Source organism: Sorangium sp. KYC3313, from assembly GCF_052075895.1.
Classification (GTDB): Bacteria; Myxococcota_A; Polyangia; order Polyangiales; family Polyangiaceae; genus Sorangium; species Sorangium cellulosum_B.
Genome location: NZ_CP197255.1, coordinates 8,529,046 through 8,545,774, shown reverse-complemented (window position 1 = coordinate 8,545,774; position 16,729 = coordinate 8,529,046). Strand labels below are relative to the sequence as shown.

Genomic DNA, 16,729 nt, shown 5'->3' with positions numbered 1-16,729 from the left:
ATCGATGATCGTCCCCCTGCGCACGACCTTCGTCCTACCGCGGCACGAGGACGCGGACGTCCCAGGGCGCGAGGTCCAGCGCGAGGGCGCCGGCCCGGAGGTGCGCGCCGCCGCCGCTCAGCGCGTCGCGCAGGCCGCCTCGCGCGTGGGTGGCGAACGGCTCCGGGACGGTGAGCCGCTTCCTCACCGATCGCTCGCTGAAGTTCAGGACCACGAGCGCGAAGCGGGACGCGTCGTCGCCGTGCCTGACATAGGCGAAGACCTCGTCGTCCGGCCCCCCGGCGTGCACCGTGTGGTGCCCCGGCGACCGGAGCGCCGCGACGCCGCGCCGGAGCCGGATCAGCCGCTCGTAATGCTGCGCCAGCTGGCCGCGCGGGGGCCGTGAGACAGGGGCGAGGCCGCCGTAAGGCTCGTACTCGGCGCCGAGCTCGTCGAACGTGTAGACGCACGGGATCCCCGGCAGGGTCAGCAGCGCCGCCGCGGCGACGCGCGTCAGCCCCGGCCCGTGGCGGGTGACGAAGCGCGCGCCGGTGTCGTTGTTGTTGAGGAACCTGAGCGTGCGTTCGGGGCGCTCGGCGCGCGCCGCGGTGGCGGCGAGCGCCGCGCCGAGCCGGGCCGCGATGCCCCGCGGCGCGCCGAACACGTCCTTCCAGGCCCAGTGTCCGAGCTCCTCGGTCCAGTCATACGCCGCGTCGAACCCGTTCTGCAGGTAGTACGGATCGCGCGCCGAGGCCTCGGCGATCAGCGCGACGTGCGGGCTCACGCGCCGGAGCTCGGCGGCCCAGGGGGACCAGAGCGCGCCCCGCCGCTGCTTGATGCCCCACGCGGCGTCGACGCGATAGCCATCGATGTCGAACCGGCGCACCCAGTGCAGCGACGCCTCGAGCATCCAGCGCGCCACCTCGGCGCTGTCGTAGTTCAGGTTCGGCAGGTGCTTCCAGTCGAAGTAATGCGTCGGTTCGCCTCCTTCGTCGCGATCGTAGAAGGCGAAGCTGTGCGCGCGGCGCATGCGCCGCTCGGCTTCCCGGAAATACGGGTGCTCGGCCGAGGTGTGGTTGGGCACGAGATCGAGCAGCACGCGCAGGCCGCGCCGGTGCGCGTCGTCCACGAGCTCGCGGAGATCTTGCTCGGTCCCGTAGTCGGGGCGCACGCTGAAGTAATCGGTGACGGCATACCCGAAGTCGCCCTCGGGCGCGGCGAAGAGGGGAGATAACCAGATGGCCGTGACGCCGAGCCGCTCGATCGCGGGGAGGGCGGCGCGGACGCTCCGGAGCGGCGGATCGCCGAAGAACGGCGGCACGACGCCGTAGAGGACGGCGTCGTCGAGCCACGCCGGCGCGGCCCTGCCGGAGGCGGCTTCGAGCGGCGGCGCGACGCGCGCGGCGTCGCCTCGGCCGCGCTCGTCGCGCACCCTGAGCTCGTAGAGCGCCTGATCGCTGGCGTCGGGCGCCGGCAGCTCGAGGCGAGCGCCCTGCCCGAGCGGCTCCGGCGCCGCGCCGCCGCGCAGCCGGAGCCAGTCGAAGGCGACGATCTCGGCGCGGGAGCGCTCGCTGGGCTCGCTGCTCGTCGCGTCGAGGACGAGCTTGCCGCCGGCCAGCGCGGCGCGGGCGCGGGCGCGCGGCGTGTCCTCCAGCCGGACGCGGTAGGTGACGGGCGGAGAGTCCAGGTCGCCCGCGCTCGCCTCCCGGCAGCGCGCGACGATCTCGTTCTCGCCCTCGAGCAGCGGGACGTCCGCGAAGAACCGCTGCTGCTCGATCGCCGCGGGGAACACGTCGCCGCCCACCCGGATCGCGCAGCCCTCCAGCGTGCCCGCTCCGGCGAGGGCGCCCTGGACGCGCGCGCTGAAGGCCCAGACGTCGGCATCGCCCACGTGCAGCTCCAGCCGGGCTTGCGCCGCCGCGGAGGGGCGCGGCGAACCCGAGGGGGTGACCGATTCGCACGAGGGGGCCGCCAGGAGCAGCGCGGCAGCCCATCCGAGGCGGGTGAGCGGCCGCGCGTGACGCGATGGGCCTGGAGCGCGCTGCCGAGGGGCGCCCGCGGCCGCGCCGATCGGCACGACCGGTCCAGAGAGAGATGCACAGGGAGAGGAGGCGGCGGTCGAGCGGAGGAGGCGTCTCAGCATGGGGGCGATGCGGCAAGCGGGGGAGCCCCTCTATTCCAGATCCACCCCTGACGATCGCCGAAGCGCCGGGAGCGCGGAGGTTTTAAGTCGTGATCTTCTCTCTCTCCTCCATGTCCGCCGTGTCGTGGCATCCACGGCGGCGCATTCCCGTGCTGGGGCTTCCCCTGCGCCTCCTCGCGCCAGGATCAGGCGGCGACGTAAAGGCGGCTGCGGCCCCGGGCGCGCATGACGAGCGGGACGCCGCCCGAGGGGCTCAGCGTCAGGTTGCGGCGCACGGGGCGGGGCGGACGCTCGTCGAGCAGGCGGAACTCCCATGCTGACAGCGCCACGCCGAGCACGATCTTCATCTCGAACATCGCGAAGGCCGCGCCGATGCAGCGGCGGTGTCCGCCCCCGAAAGGCAGGTACTCGAACGGGGAGAACTTTCGCTCTAGGAAGCGCTCTGGCCTGAACCGGGACGGCTCGGGGTAGAGCTCGGGGTGGTGGTGCACGAGCAGGATGCAGGGCGCCACCCCCGTTCCCGGCAGGAGCTCGTGCTCGCCGAGGCGGAACGGCTGCGCCAGGAGGCGCGGCGACTCGGTGACGATCGGATAGACGCGCAGCGCCTCCTTGCACACGGCGTCCAGGTAGGGCAGGGCAGCGAGGCGCTCGGGGTCGGGCTCCGGGCCGAGGGCGTCGATCTCGTCGCGGAGGCGCGCGAGGACGCCGGGGTGGCGGTGCACGTGATCGAGGGCCCACGCGAGGGCGAGCGCCGTGGTCTCGTGCCCGGCGAACAGCAGCGTCCGGAGCTCGTCGAAGATGGCCTGATCGCTCATGCGCGATCCGTCGTCGTAGCGGGCCGAGACCATGAGGCTCAGGATGTCGTCGCCCGGCGCCGCGCGCGCCCGCTCGATCTGCGCCCGGAACAGGGCGTCCAGGTCGCCGACGCGCCGGCGGAAGCGCGCGTAGGGGCCGACGCCGCCGAGCTCCCGCTGCAAGGGCGGCAGGAAGGTCAGCGCCGGGGTCAGCGCGTCGGTCATGGCGACGACGGCCCGAGCGAACGCGCTCGTTCGAGACGGCTCCTCCACGCCGAAGACGGCGCGGATGATGACGTCGAGCGAGATCGCCTGCGTGAGCTCCTGGGCGATGGCGCGGGGCGCGCGCGCCGCCTCGGTGAGCCGGCGCGCGGCGGTGTCCGCCATCGCCGCCGCGTAGGCGCGCATGCGATCGCCGTGGAACGGCGGCGTCAGCAGCTTCCGCTCGCGCCTGTGGCGCTCGTCCGAGAGCATGAGCAGCGAGTGCTCCCCCACGAGCGGCGCGATCGCCTTGGTGGCGAAGGGAAGGAAGGTCTCGGGCGGCGCCGTCAACACGTCCTGCACCGTCCTGGGGCCTCCGGCGATCACGACGTCGCCGCTGACCACGGGGACGTTGAAGACATCGCCGTAGGTGGCGGCGCAATGCGTGAGGAACTCGAACGGACGGGTGAGGAACTTGTAGGTCGTAAGAAGTCGGCTGCGCGGGCCTCGGGGCAACTGGCTCATGGCGTACCTCGGCGGGGGGCTCGATCCCGGGGGCGCGCGGCGCCTCACCGGGATCGACGCAAGGATGGGCTCGGCGCGCCGCTGCGGCAGCGGCGTCGGGCGCCAATGTTGCGACGGACGGCGCCAGGCGGAGCGGCGCCGCGCGGTGTCCGCCCGACCAAGGCCACCGTGACCACCCCGTCGCGGCTGGCCGGCTTCGCCGCGCTCGACCGCCGAGAGCTCGTCTGGGCCGCGGTCGGTGTGCTTAAGCAATACTCATGCCATAGGCATGGTGGCGGCCGGCGACGTTTTTTGATGGATGCAGCGATGAGTTCCGCGCGCTTCAGCAGTCGACCTTCCGAACCCGTTCCGCGGCAGCGCCCGCATCGGGCGAGGCCCATTCCCGATGACCATGGAGATGTCCCTATGACCCGGATCGAACTGCCCCGCGTCGTGTCGCGCGCCGAGTGGCTGGAGGCGCGCAAGGCGCTGCTCGCCCGCGAGAAGGAGCTCACGAGAGCGCGCGATCGGCTCAATGCGGATCGCCGGCGCCTGCCGATGGTCGAGGTGACCGAGCCGTACGAGTTCTCGGGCGCCCACGGCAAGCTGCGCCTGCTCGATCTGTTCGAGGGCCGGCAGCAGCTCATCGTCTATCATTTCATGTGGCTGTTCGAGGACGACGGCACACCCAAGGATCGCGGCTGCCCGAGCTGCTCGGGTTACGCCGATCAGATCTCGAAGGGCCACCTGCGGCACTGGCACAACGTCGGCACCACGTTCGCGCTCATCTCGCGCGCTCCGTGGGAGAAGATCGCGCCGTTCAAGGCGCGGATGGGCTGGCCCGTTCCCTGGTACTCGTCGGCGGGCAGCCGCTTCAACCACGACTACCACGTCACGCTGGACGAGTCGGTCGCGCCCGTGGAGTACAACTACCGAACGCCCGCCGAGCACGAGCAGGCGGGATCCGCTTATTATCTGGGGGGCAAGCAGCCCTTCGACCTGCACGGGCTGAGCTGCTTCCTGCGCGACGGCGAGCGCGTGTACCACACCTACTCGACCTACGGGCGCGGCACGGAGTCGACGGGCGGCTCGTACTGTTTCCTCGATCTTACCGCGCTCGGGCGCCAGGAGGAATGGGAAGAGCCCAAGGGGCGCAGCACCGGGCTGGGCGCCAAGGCCGGCGACGAGCGCATCCGCTACCCCGACGAGCAGGAGGACCTGTCCGACTCGAGCGGCGCGCGGCCCGCGGTCGCCGCTCCCGAGGCGGACGACTGTTGCTCACGGATGCGGCGCTGAACCGCGGGTCCCTCGCCGCACTCGGGGAAAGCGCGGCGCGCGAGCGGCCCCGCTCGCCGTGGGCATGGGTGAACGCCGCTCACCGCGCATCGAGCCTCACGTCCAGGTCCGGGTACTTGCGGGCGAAGTACTCCAGCGCCAGCCATGTGTGGCAGTGCCGGACGTCCGGCTGGTGCGCCGTGGGGCAGTTGCAACCCAGGAAGACGTCACCTTGCCGGGCCTCCTCCGCCAGCGCATCGAAGCGCTCCCGTTGCTCCGCAAACCGCTCATCGAGCACCGCAAGGTAGGTGGCGCGAAACCTCTTGAAGCCAGCTTGCGAGGGATCCGACAGGAACTCTTCGACGATTTCCGGGGTGGGCCTCAGGACGTGGTGCGTGTGTTTGCGCGTGTCGTACCGCTTGCCTTCTGGCAGCGGATCGTCCTCCCGACGGTGGCCGCGGACGATCTGGTAGCGTGCAAGCATAGGTGCTCATTCCTCCTGTCGTTCATCGTTTGCATGCGTCGGCCGTGAGGTCTCATGGCGGTCCGGACGAAGCGCAGCGCGCAGCACGAGGGCGCCGCTCACCGCGGCGCCGGCGCGCGCGCCACGCGGCCGCCCACGACCACCATGTCGACTTTCGTGTCGACGAGCGAGCGATCGGGCGAGAGATCGCGGCCGAGGACGGTCAGATCGGCCACGTAGCCAGGCGCGATCCGGCCCCGCTGGCCCTCGGCGAAGGCCGCGTACGCGGGCGCCGCGGTGAACGCCAGCAGCGCCTCGTCGAGGTCGAGCCGCTCCTCGGGCATCCACCCGCCCGGGGGCTGGCCCGAGAGATCCTGTCGGGTCACGGCCGCGTAGAGGCCGAGCAGCGGTGAGGCGTCCTCCACAGGGAAATCCGAGCCGAACACGAGGCGGGCGCCCGACGACAAGAGCGACCGCCAGGCATACGCGCCCTTCAGGCGATGGGCGCCGAGCCGCGCGGGCGCCCACGGCATGTCGCTCGTCGCGTGGGTCGGCTGCATCGAGGCGATCACCCCGAGCGCCGCGAAGCGCGGCAGATCGTCGGGCGAGAGGATCTGCGCGTGCTCCACCCGGAACCGCAGCGCCGCCGCCCGCCCCGGGCCGAGCGCCTCGAACGCGTCGAGCACGGCGCGGTTGGCGCGGTCGCCGATCGCGTGCACCGCGAGCTGGAAGCCCGCGTCCGCGACGAGCCGGGCCGCGCGCGCGAGGGCCTCGCGATCCATCAGCAGGAGACCGCTCGTCGAGGGCTCGTCCGCGTACGGCGCGAGCAGCGCCGCGCCGCGCGAGCCGAGCGCGCCGTCGGCGAACAGCTTGACCCCGCGCAGCACGAACATCGCGGTGCCTGTCGGGTCCGCGTCGGGCGCGCGCGCCTTCAGCCCCTCGAGGTTCCCATCGCCCGCGAGGTACGCGGTAACGCGGATCGGCAGCCGCCCGGCGGCGGCGAGCGCGCGGTAGACGGCCACGGTCTCGTCGTCGACGCCCATCTCGTGCACGCCCGTGAGCCCGGACGAGAGCGCCTCGTCGGCCGCGCGCAGGATGCGCCGCTCGCGCACGGCGGGCGGGTCGACCGGGACCTTGGCCTCGATGAGGCCCATCGCGCTGTCGATGAAGACACCCGTCGGCTCGCCCGCGGCGTCGCGCAGGATGCGCCCGCCCGGCGGATCCTGCGTGCCTCGGCCGACCCCGGCCACGCGCATCGCCGCCGCGTTCGCCCAGAGCGCGTGCCCATCGACGCGGCGCAACGCCACCGGGTGCTCCGGCGCCGCCGCGTCGAGCGGGGCGTGCGTGGGGAACGCGGCGCCCGGCCAGAGGTTCTGGTCCCAGCCGCGCCCGGTGATCCACTCGGCCCTCGGGCGGGCCTTCGCCGCCTCGGCCACGATCGCCGCCGCGTCCTCCACGCTCCTGGCGCCGCGCACGCTCAGCGTCTCCAGCGCGACCCCGAGCCCGTAGAGGTGGGCATGCCCGTCGACGAGCCCGGGCACGACCGCGCGCCCCGGCAGCTCTTCGACGCGCGTCCCCGGCCCGACGAAGGCCTTCGCGCCGGCCGCGCTGCCCACGAAGACGATCCGCTCGCCGCGCACGGCGACCGCCTCGGCGCGCGGGTTCCCGGGGGCCATGGTCCGGACGACGCCGGCCGTGATCACGAGATCTGCGGGCGCTTCGGGCGTCGACGTCGCGGCGGACAGGCCCGGCGAGGCACAGCCGGAGGCGAGGCTGCCGAAGAGGCTCAGGAGCGCCGCTCGGAGCGCGTTCGACATGAGCGCCACCCTAGCACCCGCATGGGGCGCGCAACGGCGGGCAGGGCGTAAGCGCCTGGCCATCGCCATGGGCACGGGCCCGTGCGGCTCTCGCCAGGGTCGACGGTGACGATGCTGAGGATCGTGTAGACGATGGCTAGGCGCTGAGCGCCCCTGCCCGCTGCTCCTCAATGATTTTGAACTGTGCCGGCACGAACTCGATCACTTGGCGCGTGCGATGGCCAATGCAAGTCTTCTCCGCGCCGCCTCGGTGACGGGCACCATGCGCGCCTCACGAACGAGTCGGTCCAGAGCCGCTCATCAGCTTCAACTGCTTGTTAGCTGGCTCTCGGCAGGATGAACTCACACACACACACATAAGGTCCACGCTGAATACTTCAGCGGGCAGTCTCCAACGTAACGCAACCTACTTGTCATGACTAGGCTTTGCCGTCCCAGGAGGTCATGATGAGCGGCTGAACGACGGTGATGACGATGTTTCTATGCGTCCTCCGCGAGTGCGGGCATTGTGTAGTAGCCCGTCTCGCGGTCGTACAGAGTGTTGCCGAAAATCGCCGCGCCAAGAAGCGCGTCGAGGTTCCACTGGCGGGAGTTCCCCCCAGCGTCGAGCAGATCGTCCATTGCCCAGCGTCCGTCGACCACCTGTTGAAGCGCCCTAAGCCTCACGTCTTCGTCAGGAGATGCAAGGTCGCTGGCCGCTTCGGCGGAGACTTCGAACTCTTCGTCGCCAACGTGAAGATATCTACGGTCTTCGCTCGTGCAAACTACGAACGGGCAGAGGCGGAGCTTGACCGTGACTTCGATGAGCCGCGTCGGAGTTTTCTGTATGGAACGTTCGATAACGACGTCTTTAACTGAGCCGCACCTCAACCCCCCGGAAGGCGCGCGAGCCTGTATCGTCCCCTTAATAACCCTCTGGATTTTATAATCGGCAAGAGCCACTGGGTGAATGCCTGCGTCTCCGTGGGTGACGGCAAGCTCACCGCGGAACACCCACCTTCCAAGTGGTCCTTCCCGCTTGAGTGTGACCCCAGCACCGCTGAAAGGGCCGCGGCGGCTAAACGTGTTGCTAGTTACTCGCTGGCTAATGAGATCCTCAACGACGAGCGCGAGTTCCGTAACCGTCGGCGGCATTATGCTCTCCCTGTGTCCGCGAGTGCGGGCGCGTCTTCATATACGCTGACCGAAGTCGTGCTCAGCGATCAAGCCGAAGTACACCTAGCAGAGTGCCACATGAAACGCAAGCGCTGTCCGATGCACATGAAACCTCTCGAAGGCGGCGACGGTGTTCGCATGTCCTATATCATGTCGTAAGCTCTGCGTCGTGTATCGCCATGTCCAGCTAACGGCCGGGGCTTGCAGGCGTGGCGCGTAGTGCTGCCTGTAAGTCCTTGTTAGGGTCCCTCGCCTGAGCCGACATCCTCGTCCGAACCAACGCCCTCGTCTGAACCAGCGTCCTCACTCGAGCCAATCTGATCGTCCAATTCTTCGAGAGCGAGTGCTTCAGGGGCCTTCAGCCCTTCTCTCGGGCGAAACAACGACTCGACAAAGTCGTCCCCGATGACCCCGACAACGTTTGCACCATACAAGTACTCGCTAGAATGCCTCAGCTTCTGCTTTGCGAGTCCGTCGAGTGCAAGTCTGAACACGAGTTCATGGCTCGAGTTGGCTGCCGAGCCTTCCATGGTATGGAGACTTGGTAGCCAATCATATAGATAGCGACACTCGTCGAATGGCATGACGTCCATAAACATTCGCGTTCTCTTTCCCTGTGCAATATACGTCCTGCGTTGTGTTTCCAGGACATTGCAATGCATGGGATATGCGTATTGAGCTAGGACTGGAAATAGTGCAAGTTCTCGCGTCGGTGCGTCGCAAAATAGATGCCTTTCCCGCCATCGGCCAAAATCGACGAGCATCTTCACGAACGCATCGTTGGCAAATGCCGCTGCGCCGTCGTGTCTTGATCTTAGTGCTTCATATGCGTACACAGAAGTCATTGCATCATAAGTCGGAAGCGGCAAGCCGGCCAATTGCGTGCGAAATATTTTTCGCAGGGCACCATCAGCCACCAGCGGAGGATAGTCGCCTGACAGCGGTTCCTTATCCGGCAGAGCGGTCAGCGTCCATGCTAAAGCGTGCATGGACGGATCGGTAGCAAAGGCGCCGTCCTCGTCGATAGTTCTAAGTGGCTCCGCAATCTTAGCAACGTCCCGCGGCTGCTTCGTAAAGAATGTGCTCCAGATCTCGGAGTTTGTTAGCCGAACGAGTGCGGATATAAAGGATCCGAGGTCAAAGAGGACGCGGGTAATAAACTGAGAATAATGCCACTCAAAATTGTTCCTAACGCGATGAAAAAACGACTCCTTCAAATTCTCATCATTGCGACAAATCAGGCCATGCGATTCGGCGCCGTCATCGAGGTTCCAGTCGGGTTTTCCGGATTCAAGGAATGCCTTTGGCCACAGGTATGCTGCTATCAGTTCTGAGTATGCGTCAAGGTCTTCTGTGATCGACAGGTCTGGCTGTGCGAAGTTCGTAATGAGGACGCCGGGCGAAGCCAGTCTCTGGTACCTGAAAATGGTGGCGATAAGGCTCAGTGTGCGCTGGCTACGGCTCGGCAGTGGGCCGCACGCGTCGACGTATATGATATCGAAGCGCCGTGGGACCGACTGCAGGTATCGCTCAAGCGTGCCGAAGTGCAGTTTGAGCAGGGGGAATTCTGAGTCTCGAATGCGTGTGAGCGCATCGTTGAACACGCCTTTCTCCGCCTCGAATGCGAAGATGTTGTTCGGGTGAACGCCAAGTTCGACCAAGGCTCTGAAGTCGTTCAGTGGTTCGGGGCCAGCAAGGTACGCGACCACTAGGTCTCCGGGACGGCGCGCACCGATCGTTGCTTCCCACAGTCCCTCCCAAAGTGTGATGGCCCGATCGTCGCAGCTATCAGCGATGGCGGAGCGATCGTCTTTCTTCTTCAGGAGGTAAGCCTTGATGGTGCGTACATGGTCGCGTGGCACTACTGCCGCAGCCGCCCGACGGGTCGTAAGCAGCTCCACAGCATGGGTTAGCGCGTGACGCCGTGCCTCGGCTTTTTCCGGTTCAGTGTACGCCATGGTAGTGCGATGTGTCATCGTGAGAAACTCTCGTTTTGCAAGATATATTGCTGTTCTAAGTGCGAGGGTGGGCGGGATCGGCGTCGAATCCGGGGTCGACGTCGAGCATCCAGTCGATGAACTGGACCACGTGATGCTCGAGGGTGACGCCGTAGCGGCCGGCGCGGATCACTCCCTCCTCGATGAAAGCGCGGAGCTCGGCGTCGCTCAGCGCCTCGCAGGCGGGGCCATGCCAGCGCCGGAGGTAAGCGGCGGTCTGGTCCAGGAAGCGGTCCCTCTGCAGGGCGGCGAACGCCGCCTTCTGGTGGCGCTGGATGATCAGCATTGGACCGGCGGCCGGTGACCAGAGAGCGTGGGAAGCACGAGAGCGGATGCTACGCGGTGCCGATGGCCCGCACAACGCTCGCCGAACCCTGAAGCGAGCCGTGCTCGGAGGGCGGTGACCTTGCGAGGCGGTGGAGGCTTGCGCCGTCGGCGTGGGGGCTCCGACCTCCACCGCGCCGCGCACCCGCCCCCCGGCGCTGCGCGGTGGAGCGCGAAAACCACGAGAAAGGCCTTCATCCCCGCGGATCCAGGGCGCGCCGGGCAGTGGCCCGAAGCGCCCCGACAACCTGGCCTGCGGATTGCTCTATCGGGATGCGACGCCGCGAGACAGCGACGAGGGCCGCCCAGGCGACTCGGTATCGCCAGAGGCCGCCGAGACGCGATCTCGTGAGCGTGAACCTCGACCCAAGGATACACAACCATGAAGCTCAAGAACCTGCTCCTCTGCTCGCTCATCTCTTCCTTCTCGCTCATCGGCTGCATCGCCGAGCCGCTCGACGGCGACAGCGCCGATGAGGGCGCGAGCGACGCCGCCGAGGTCGTGGGGGAGGGCGCAGAGGCGATCATCGGCCCCGGGGGGGATGACGGCGGCGGCCCGGTCACGAAGACCGTGAACCTCTCGTGCTCGATCACCTTTCCCAGCATCTTCAACCCGAACGCGGCGATCAAGAACACCTCGCTCTTCGGCGTTCCGGCGGATGCGAAGATCACCTTCACCGTCACGCACTACTACGGCGATCCCGGGCCCTACACCCGCTCGGTGACCGGGCCGCTCGCCAAGGGCCAGACCAAGCTTTTCCCCCTCTCGCACCCCGGCGCGCTCGACGCCTACGGCTGCACCGCCAAGGCCACCTGGACCGTCATCGACTGAACCCGACCCTGCTGGTTCCTCTCCGGGAGAATTCACAGGGAGGCGGGGAGACGGGGAGTAGAATCCCATGAATCTCCCCGTCTCCCCGCCTCCCTGTTCATCTTCTTTTATGATGCCAACCAATGAGAGGATCTGTCAGGTTCGGAACGAGGTGTCGACGAAGCCGTCGCCGCCGTCCGGCGCTCAAACTCCCAGCTTCGGGCGCTGAGCGATGATGAAGTCGACGGCGGCGCGGACGCTGTTCACCTTGGCGTAATCGACGCTGAAGGCGGCCACGAACGATCTCGCCTCCGGCCAGGCCTCGAGCGTGGGCTCGATCTCCTCGGCCTTCCAGCGGGCGCCGAAGGGGGCCATGAGCAGGAGGCCGAGCTTGAGCCCGCGCAAGCTCTCGAGCAGGAGCGCCGCGTCGACGACCTTCTCGCCGCGCGACCTGGTGCGCAGGGTCTGCAGATCGACGAGCTCTTCGTCGAGGAACGCCGTGGCGGTGCGCTCGAGCAGCTCGTGCGCCGTCGCCCGTGGCAGCGCGCGCCACACCTCCTCGGGCAGCGACTCGGACTCCTTCAGCGTGAGATCGAGATGGCCGAGGAGGCTCGGATCAAGCTCTTTTCCACGCTCGACGAGGCAGGCGAAGAGCCGGAGCACGGTCGAGTATTTGACCTCGGCGCCGCGCGCGCGCAGGTCGTCGAGGCGCGCGACCTCGGCCTGGGCGAGCGCCACGGTCCCCTCTCTGTCCTGGGCCACCGCGTCGGCGATGAGCTTCAGCTGGCCTTTGGGCGCGCTGGGAAGGTCGAGGTCGCGGAGCGGGCGGGGGTCGAGGCAGAGCGCGAGCCGAGCGAGCGGCGAGAAGCCGGCGGCGAGCTTCTTCAGCGCTTCCCTGGCTCGGCCGTCGTCCTCGATGTGGATGCGTTCGCTGGCCCGCCAGAGGGGCAGCTCGACCTCCTCGTCGCCGAAGCGGAGGCGCACCGGCCGATCGCTCGGGAGCCGGGGGCCGAGGCCGATCAGCGCGCGGCGCAGGGCGAGGGACCGGGGCACCGCGTAGGACTCGAAGTCGACGGGGGCGTCGACCTCGCGCTCGGCGGTGAGCTCGAGCAGGCGCCGCGCCATGGGCGAGAGCGCCTCGGGGCGGACCGTCTCGCTCTCGTCCGCCCGGCGCGGGAACAGGAGCGACAGCCCGAGCGCCACGATCCTCGCGGAGGGGGCGTCCGGGCCCTCGAGCGGCTCGAGCAGGGAGCGCGCGGCCTCTTCGCGGGTCGCCTCGCTCGCCTCCCGGAGGATCGCGAAGGCTCGCTCACGGAGGTTTCCATCCCAGAAGGGCAAGGCGTCGGCCGCCTTGGGCTTCAGGGCGAGCGCCTGACAGAGGCGCAGGAGCCCTCCTCCGGGCAGTCGCTCGAGCGGGGCGCCGAGCGCGAGCGCGAGCGCGGCGACCGAGGCGAGGGGAGCCGAGCGTCCCTTCACGGCGCCCGCGAGCAGCTCCTGCGCTTCGGTGTCCTGCTCGCGCGCCAGCCACGCGCCGAGGCAGAGGAAGGCGGCCATGCGCGCCGGCTCCTGCTTCTCACGCCGCGCGAGATCGAGCACGGCCGCCCGCGTCGCGCTCGACGGCGCGACGTGGGAGAGGGCGTAGAGGGCGTGCGCGCGGACGTTCGGCGCCGCGTCCCCGAGCCGCGCTGCGAGCGTGGGCTCGTGGCTGGCGAGGGCCGCGCGCGCGGCGGCGCGCGCTCCGGGGCGCTCCTCGCGCGCTCCCCGGTCCTCGGCCAGGCGGACGCCGAGCCGGAGGGCGTGGAGGTGCACCTTCGGATCCCACGCCGGGTCGCCCTTCACGAGGTGGGCGAGGAGCGCGGGAGCTTCGGGCGCACCGGCCGGGTCGGTGGCGAGATCGTCGAGGACGCGGAGCGCGCGCTTCCTGTCGGGCGTCTTGCCGCCGAGCGCCTCGAGCAGGCGAGCGATGGGCGCCTCGGTGGGCAGAGCGACCCGGGCGAGCAGATCGAGCGCCTCGTCCTTGCAGGGCAGGTCGCGCACGAGGCGGAGGGTGCCCTGCGTGTGCTCCGACTCGCAGGCCCGCGCCGCGCGGTGCCAGGCGATCAGCTCCTCGCGGGACTGCCACTGGGTGTGCGCGAGCCGGAGGGCGCGCGGGGCGTCGCCCGCGCCCGGCGGGAAGTCGCCCGTCTCGAGCGCGGCGTCCCAGGTCGGGTGGAAGGCGTCGGCCATGCGGCAGGGCTCGTCGATGAGCTCGTGGAGCCCGAAGCCGGTGGGATCGAGGGGCGCGGGCTCCTGGTTCGGCGAGAAGTCGGGCGCGCCCCGCGCCATCCCCACGAACGAGACGGCGCCGCCCTCCTGGGCGCACCATTCCCACTCCACCTCACGGATCTCGCGGTAGCCACGCCGGGCGGCCTCGGCGAGGGTGCCGTCGCGCCCGTCCTCCGTGCACGGAGCGCCGCGGCGCGCGACAAGGAACGGCGGAAGGCGGAACCAGCGCGGGGGCCGCGCCGAGCGGAAGCCGTCCTGGAACGCCGCGTCGTCCACGTCGCCGAGGTCGGCCGCTGCCCAGCAGGTGAACATGTCGTCGGGCGCGAAGCCCACGCGCGCGACGCCGCCCGGCACGACCACGAGCTCGTGCCCCGCCTCGGTGTCGCGCAGGACGCCTAGGCCATCGCTGCCCACGTGCGGCGCGGCGAGCTCGAAGCGCGGTCCGGAAGCCTCCGCGGCGAGGCGCTCCACGAGCTCGGCGAGCACGCGTTCCTTGCCGCCCTTCGACAGGCGCCGCCAGTCGCCGATGTTCGCGAGCGCGGCGACGAGATCGAGGTCGTCCACGGGCGCCTGCGCGGCGATCGCGTCCGGCTGGCCCTTCTTCGTGGGCTTCATCGCGGACTTCTCGGCCCTCCTGGGCGGCAGCGCGTCCCGCTTGGCGGCCTCGTACGCCGCGCGCGCGCTCGGGCTGACGCGCGCTTCGAGCAATACCTGGTCGTCCTCGGTGAGGGCGCGGGGCGTCTGGAGCGACATCGCGAGCTTCCCGGGCGCCGCCGTCAGGCCCTTGCCGCTCGAGAAGCGCAGGCTGCCGACCAGATCGGTGATGTCGGTGATGGGCGCGATGTTCGCCTCCGCCGTCCACATCTCGGCCTCCGCCTGGGGGAAGCGGAGCGCGGCCACGAGCCAGAGGCGCTCTCCGGGCTGGCGCACCGTGGCCAGGTAGAGCGTGCCGCCCCCGGCGAGGGGCTCGAGGGCGCGGTGTCGGCTCAGATAGCGATCGAGGGGCAGGACGCTCCCTGGCTCGCACGCCCCGTGTTGCTTCTCCAGGCCTGCGAGCGCGGCGGCGCTGATGATCGCGAGTACGCTTGTCATGAATCGATGCTATCTCCGGAGGCGGTCCCGAAGGACGAGCGGATGCGCTCTCGAAAGCGGGCTCCGCGAGGGCAAGCTCGCCTTGTCCACGCAAGGCCGTTCCTCTCCTCGGCGTGGTCGTACCCAGGAATCGCCTTTTCTTGTACATGGCGCTGTGTTTGCCTGGGGGCGCCCGCCCGATCGGTCGGGCGAGGAGGATGTGGACCATGCGCAAGCTATGGGTGGCTCCGGTGATGGCGGCGGCGGCGCTGATGACTGCGCCACGACCCGCTGAGGCGTGCGGCGGGTTCTTTTGCGGACGACAGCCGGTGGATCAGACCGCGGAGCGGATCCTGTTCGCGACGAACCAGGACGGCTCGGTCACGATGGTGACGCAGATCCAGTATGCGGGCGCGGCGCCGGACTTCGCCTGGGTGGTTCCGCTCGCCGAGGTGCCGGCGGTGGAGAGCCTCGCCGTGTTCCCGCAGCTTGCGCTCACCGCCCTCGATTCAGCGACGGGCCCGCAGTTCCAGTGGCCCAGCGACCCGAGCTGCTATCCCGCCTTCCCCGAAGCGGCGGGAGGCGGGCCCACCGCGGGCGGCACCGACGACGGCGACGTCACGGTGCACATCCGGGAAGAGGTCGGGCCGTACGACGTGGCCGTGGTCGAGTCGACCGATCCGGCGGCGCTCATCGGCTGGCTTCGCGACAACAACTTCCGCGTCAACGACGCGATGGCGCCCTACATCGGCATCTATACGAGCGAGGGGATGAAGTTCCTCGCGCTGCGGCTCCAGCCGGACGCGGCGGTCACCGACATCCAGCCGTTCCGCTTCACGCTACCCTCGGGGTCGCCGTCGATCCCGATCCGGCTGACGGCGATCGCCGCCGAGCCGGAGATGGGCATCACCGTGATGATCCTCGGCGACCGGCGCTATGGGCCGGCCAACTGGCCGGACGTCGAGATCGACGACAACCAGATCGTCTGGAGCGCGAACCAGTGGCCGGTGCAGACGAACTGGACGGCGCTCGTCGCGCGCGGCGTCGACGAGGCCGGCGGTCGCGGCTTCGTCACGGAGATGAGCGGACCGACGGCCGGCATCGCCGAGCAGGTCCGCAACACGATGAGCTCGGACGAGCAGCAGGTGGCTGCGCGCGACGCGCTGCTGCCGCTGCTGGAGGGCAACGCGACCATCACCCGGCTCTATACCCGCCTGTCGCCCGAGGAGATGACTGTCGATCCGATCTTCCGGCGCACCGACGGTCCCGTGGTGTCGAACACCCGCCTGCTCCCGCGCTACGTCGATGACCGCGACCTGTGCGTCGCGCCGGGCGCCGAGGCCGCCGGCGCCGCGTCGCCGTGCGACTTCGCGGCGTGCGGCGCAGGCGGCCTGTGCCGCGTCGTCGAGGGCGTAGGCGGCACCCAGCCCGTCGCCGCCTGCGCGTGCGTGCCCGGTACGACCGCGCGCACCACGTTCGATCCGTCGGGTCGGCCGACGGTGACCTGCCAGGACCTCCGCATGTCGTTCCTCAACCCGGGTGACCGGGCGCTCCCTGACGCGCCGCCGCTCGCGGATCCTTGCGCGACGTTCGATTGCGGCGCGAACGGCGAGTGCGTGTCCATGAACATGACGCCGACCTGCCGCTGTTCGACCGGCTATGTGGCGGTAGGCACGATCGCCGCCGACGGCAGCCGCGCGACGACCTGCGTGCTTCCCGACGAGCCCGTCCCCGCGTCCTTCTACGACCGGCGCGTGCCGCAGCTGCCCGATTCGCTGCCGGGTGGTCGACCTGTCGATGTGCCGCCCCCCGCCGTCGCGGCCGCCTCTGGAGGCTGCAACGCCGGCGGCCATGCAGGCAGCGCCGTCGGCCTCAGCGGCGCGTTGCTCGGGCTGCTGGTGGCCGCGCGCCGCCGCCGGCGCTCGTAGGA

The 16,729-nt window shown here is 69.7% G+C and carries 11 protein-coding genes; 3 read left to right on the top strand and 8 right to left on the bottom strand.

All coding sequences use genetic code 11. The features are described 5' to 3' along the window. Positions 1–34: 34 nt before the first annotated feature. Together ACSRUE_RS32500 and ACSRUE_RS32495 are read right to left on the bottom strand one after the other, a co-directional pair. Complete coding sequence (locus tag ACSRUE_RS32500) at positions 35–1,870, bottom strand: alpha-amylase family glycosyl hydrolase (protein ID WP_441286986.1); 1,836 nt, start codon at positions 1,868–1,870, stop codon at positions 35–37. A 437-nt stretch (positions 1,871–2,307) separates the two neighbouring features. Next, a complete protein-coding gene (locus tag ACSRUE_RS32495) occupies positions 2,308–3,642 on the bottom strand; it encodes a cytochrome P450 (RefSeq protein WP_441286985.1) in 1,335 nt (444 codons plus the stop codon). 405 nt (positions 3,643–4,047) lie between these two features. Here ACSRUE_RS32495 and ACSRUE_RS32490 point away from each other — a divergent pair, with 405 nt between their 5' ends. After that, a complete protein-coding gene (locus tag ACSRUE_RS32490; RefSeq protein ID WP_441286984.1) occupies positions 4,048–4,917 on the top strand; it encodes a DUF899 domain-containing protein in 870 nt (289 codons plus the stop codon). Between the two features lie 79 nt (positions 4,918–4,996). Here the strand turns inward: ACSRUE_RS32490 and ACSRUE_RS32485 are convergent, their stop codons facing one another. The 5 genes from ACSRUE_RS32485 to ACSRUE_RS32465 all read right to left on the bottom strand — a co-directional run bounded on the left by ACSRUE_RS32485 (position 4,997) and on the right by ACSRUE_RS32465 (position 10,614). Then, on the bottom strand, positions 4,997–5,380 hold the full coding sequence (locus ACSRUE_RS32485; RefSeq protein ID WP_441286983.1) for a hypothetical protein: 384 nt from the start codon (positions 5,378–5,380) through the stop codon (positions 4,997–4,999). Positions 5,381–5,478: 98 nt separating this feature from the next. Then, complete coding sequence (locus tag ACSRUE_RS32480; RefSeq protein WP_441286982.1) at positions 5,479–7,176, bottom strand: amidohydrolase; 1,698 nt, start codon at positions 7,174–7,176, stop codon at positions 5,479–5,481. 480 nt (positions 7,177–7,656) lie between these two features. Beyond that, positions 7,657–8,310 carry a hypothetical protein gene (locus tag ACSRUE_RS32475; protein ID WP_441286981.1) on the bottom strand — a complete coding sequence of 218 codons (654 nt, stop codon included), beginning with the start codon at positions 8,308–8,310 and terminating at the stop codon, positions 7,657–7,659. 260 nt (positions 8,311–8,570) lie between these two features. Then, positions 8,571–10,289: a hypothetical protein gene (locus ACSRUE_RS32470; RefSeq protein ID WP_441286980.1), complete on the bottom strand. Its 1,719-nt coding sequence runs from the start codon at positions 10,287–10,289 to the stop codon at positions 8,571–8,573. Between the two features lie 55 nt (positions 10,290–10,344). Next, entirely contained in the window at positions 10,345–10,614 is a 270-nt protein-coding gene (locus tag ACSRUE_RS32465) for a hypothetical protein (RefSeq protein ID WP_441286979.1), read from the bottom strand. A gap of 420 nt (positions 10,615–11,034) precedes the next feature. Here ACSRUE_RS32465 and ACSRUE_RS32460 point away from each other — a divergent pair, with 420 nt between their 5' ends. After that, positions 11,035–11,484: a hypothetical protein gene (locus tag ACSRUE_RS32460; protein ID WP_441286978.1), complete on the top strand. Its 450-nt coding sequence runs from the start codon at positions 11,035–11,037 to the stop codon at positions 11,482–11,484. A 183-nt stretch (positions 11,485–11,667) separates the two neighbouring features. Here ACSRUE_RS32460 and ACSRUE_RS32455 read toward each other — a convergent pair whose 3' ends face one another. Then, entirely contained in the window at positions 11,668–14,820 is a 3,153-nt protein-coding gene (locus ACSRUE_RS32455) for a hypothetical protein (protein WP_441286977.1), read from the bottom strand. 308 nt (positions 14,821–15,128) lie between these two features. On the opposite strand from ACSRUE_RS32455, the gene ACSRUE_RS32450 reads away from it, so the two are divergent. After that, positions 15,129–16,727 carry a DUF2330 domain-containing protein gene (locus ACSRUE_RS32450; RefSeq protein WP_441286976.1) on the top strand — a complete coding sequence of 533 codons (1,599 nt, stop codon included), beginning with the start codon at positions 15,129–15,131 and terminating at the stop codon, positions 16,725–16,727. The last annotated feature ends 2 nt before the right edge of the window (positions 16,728–16,729 follow it).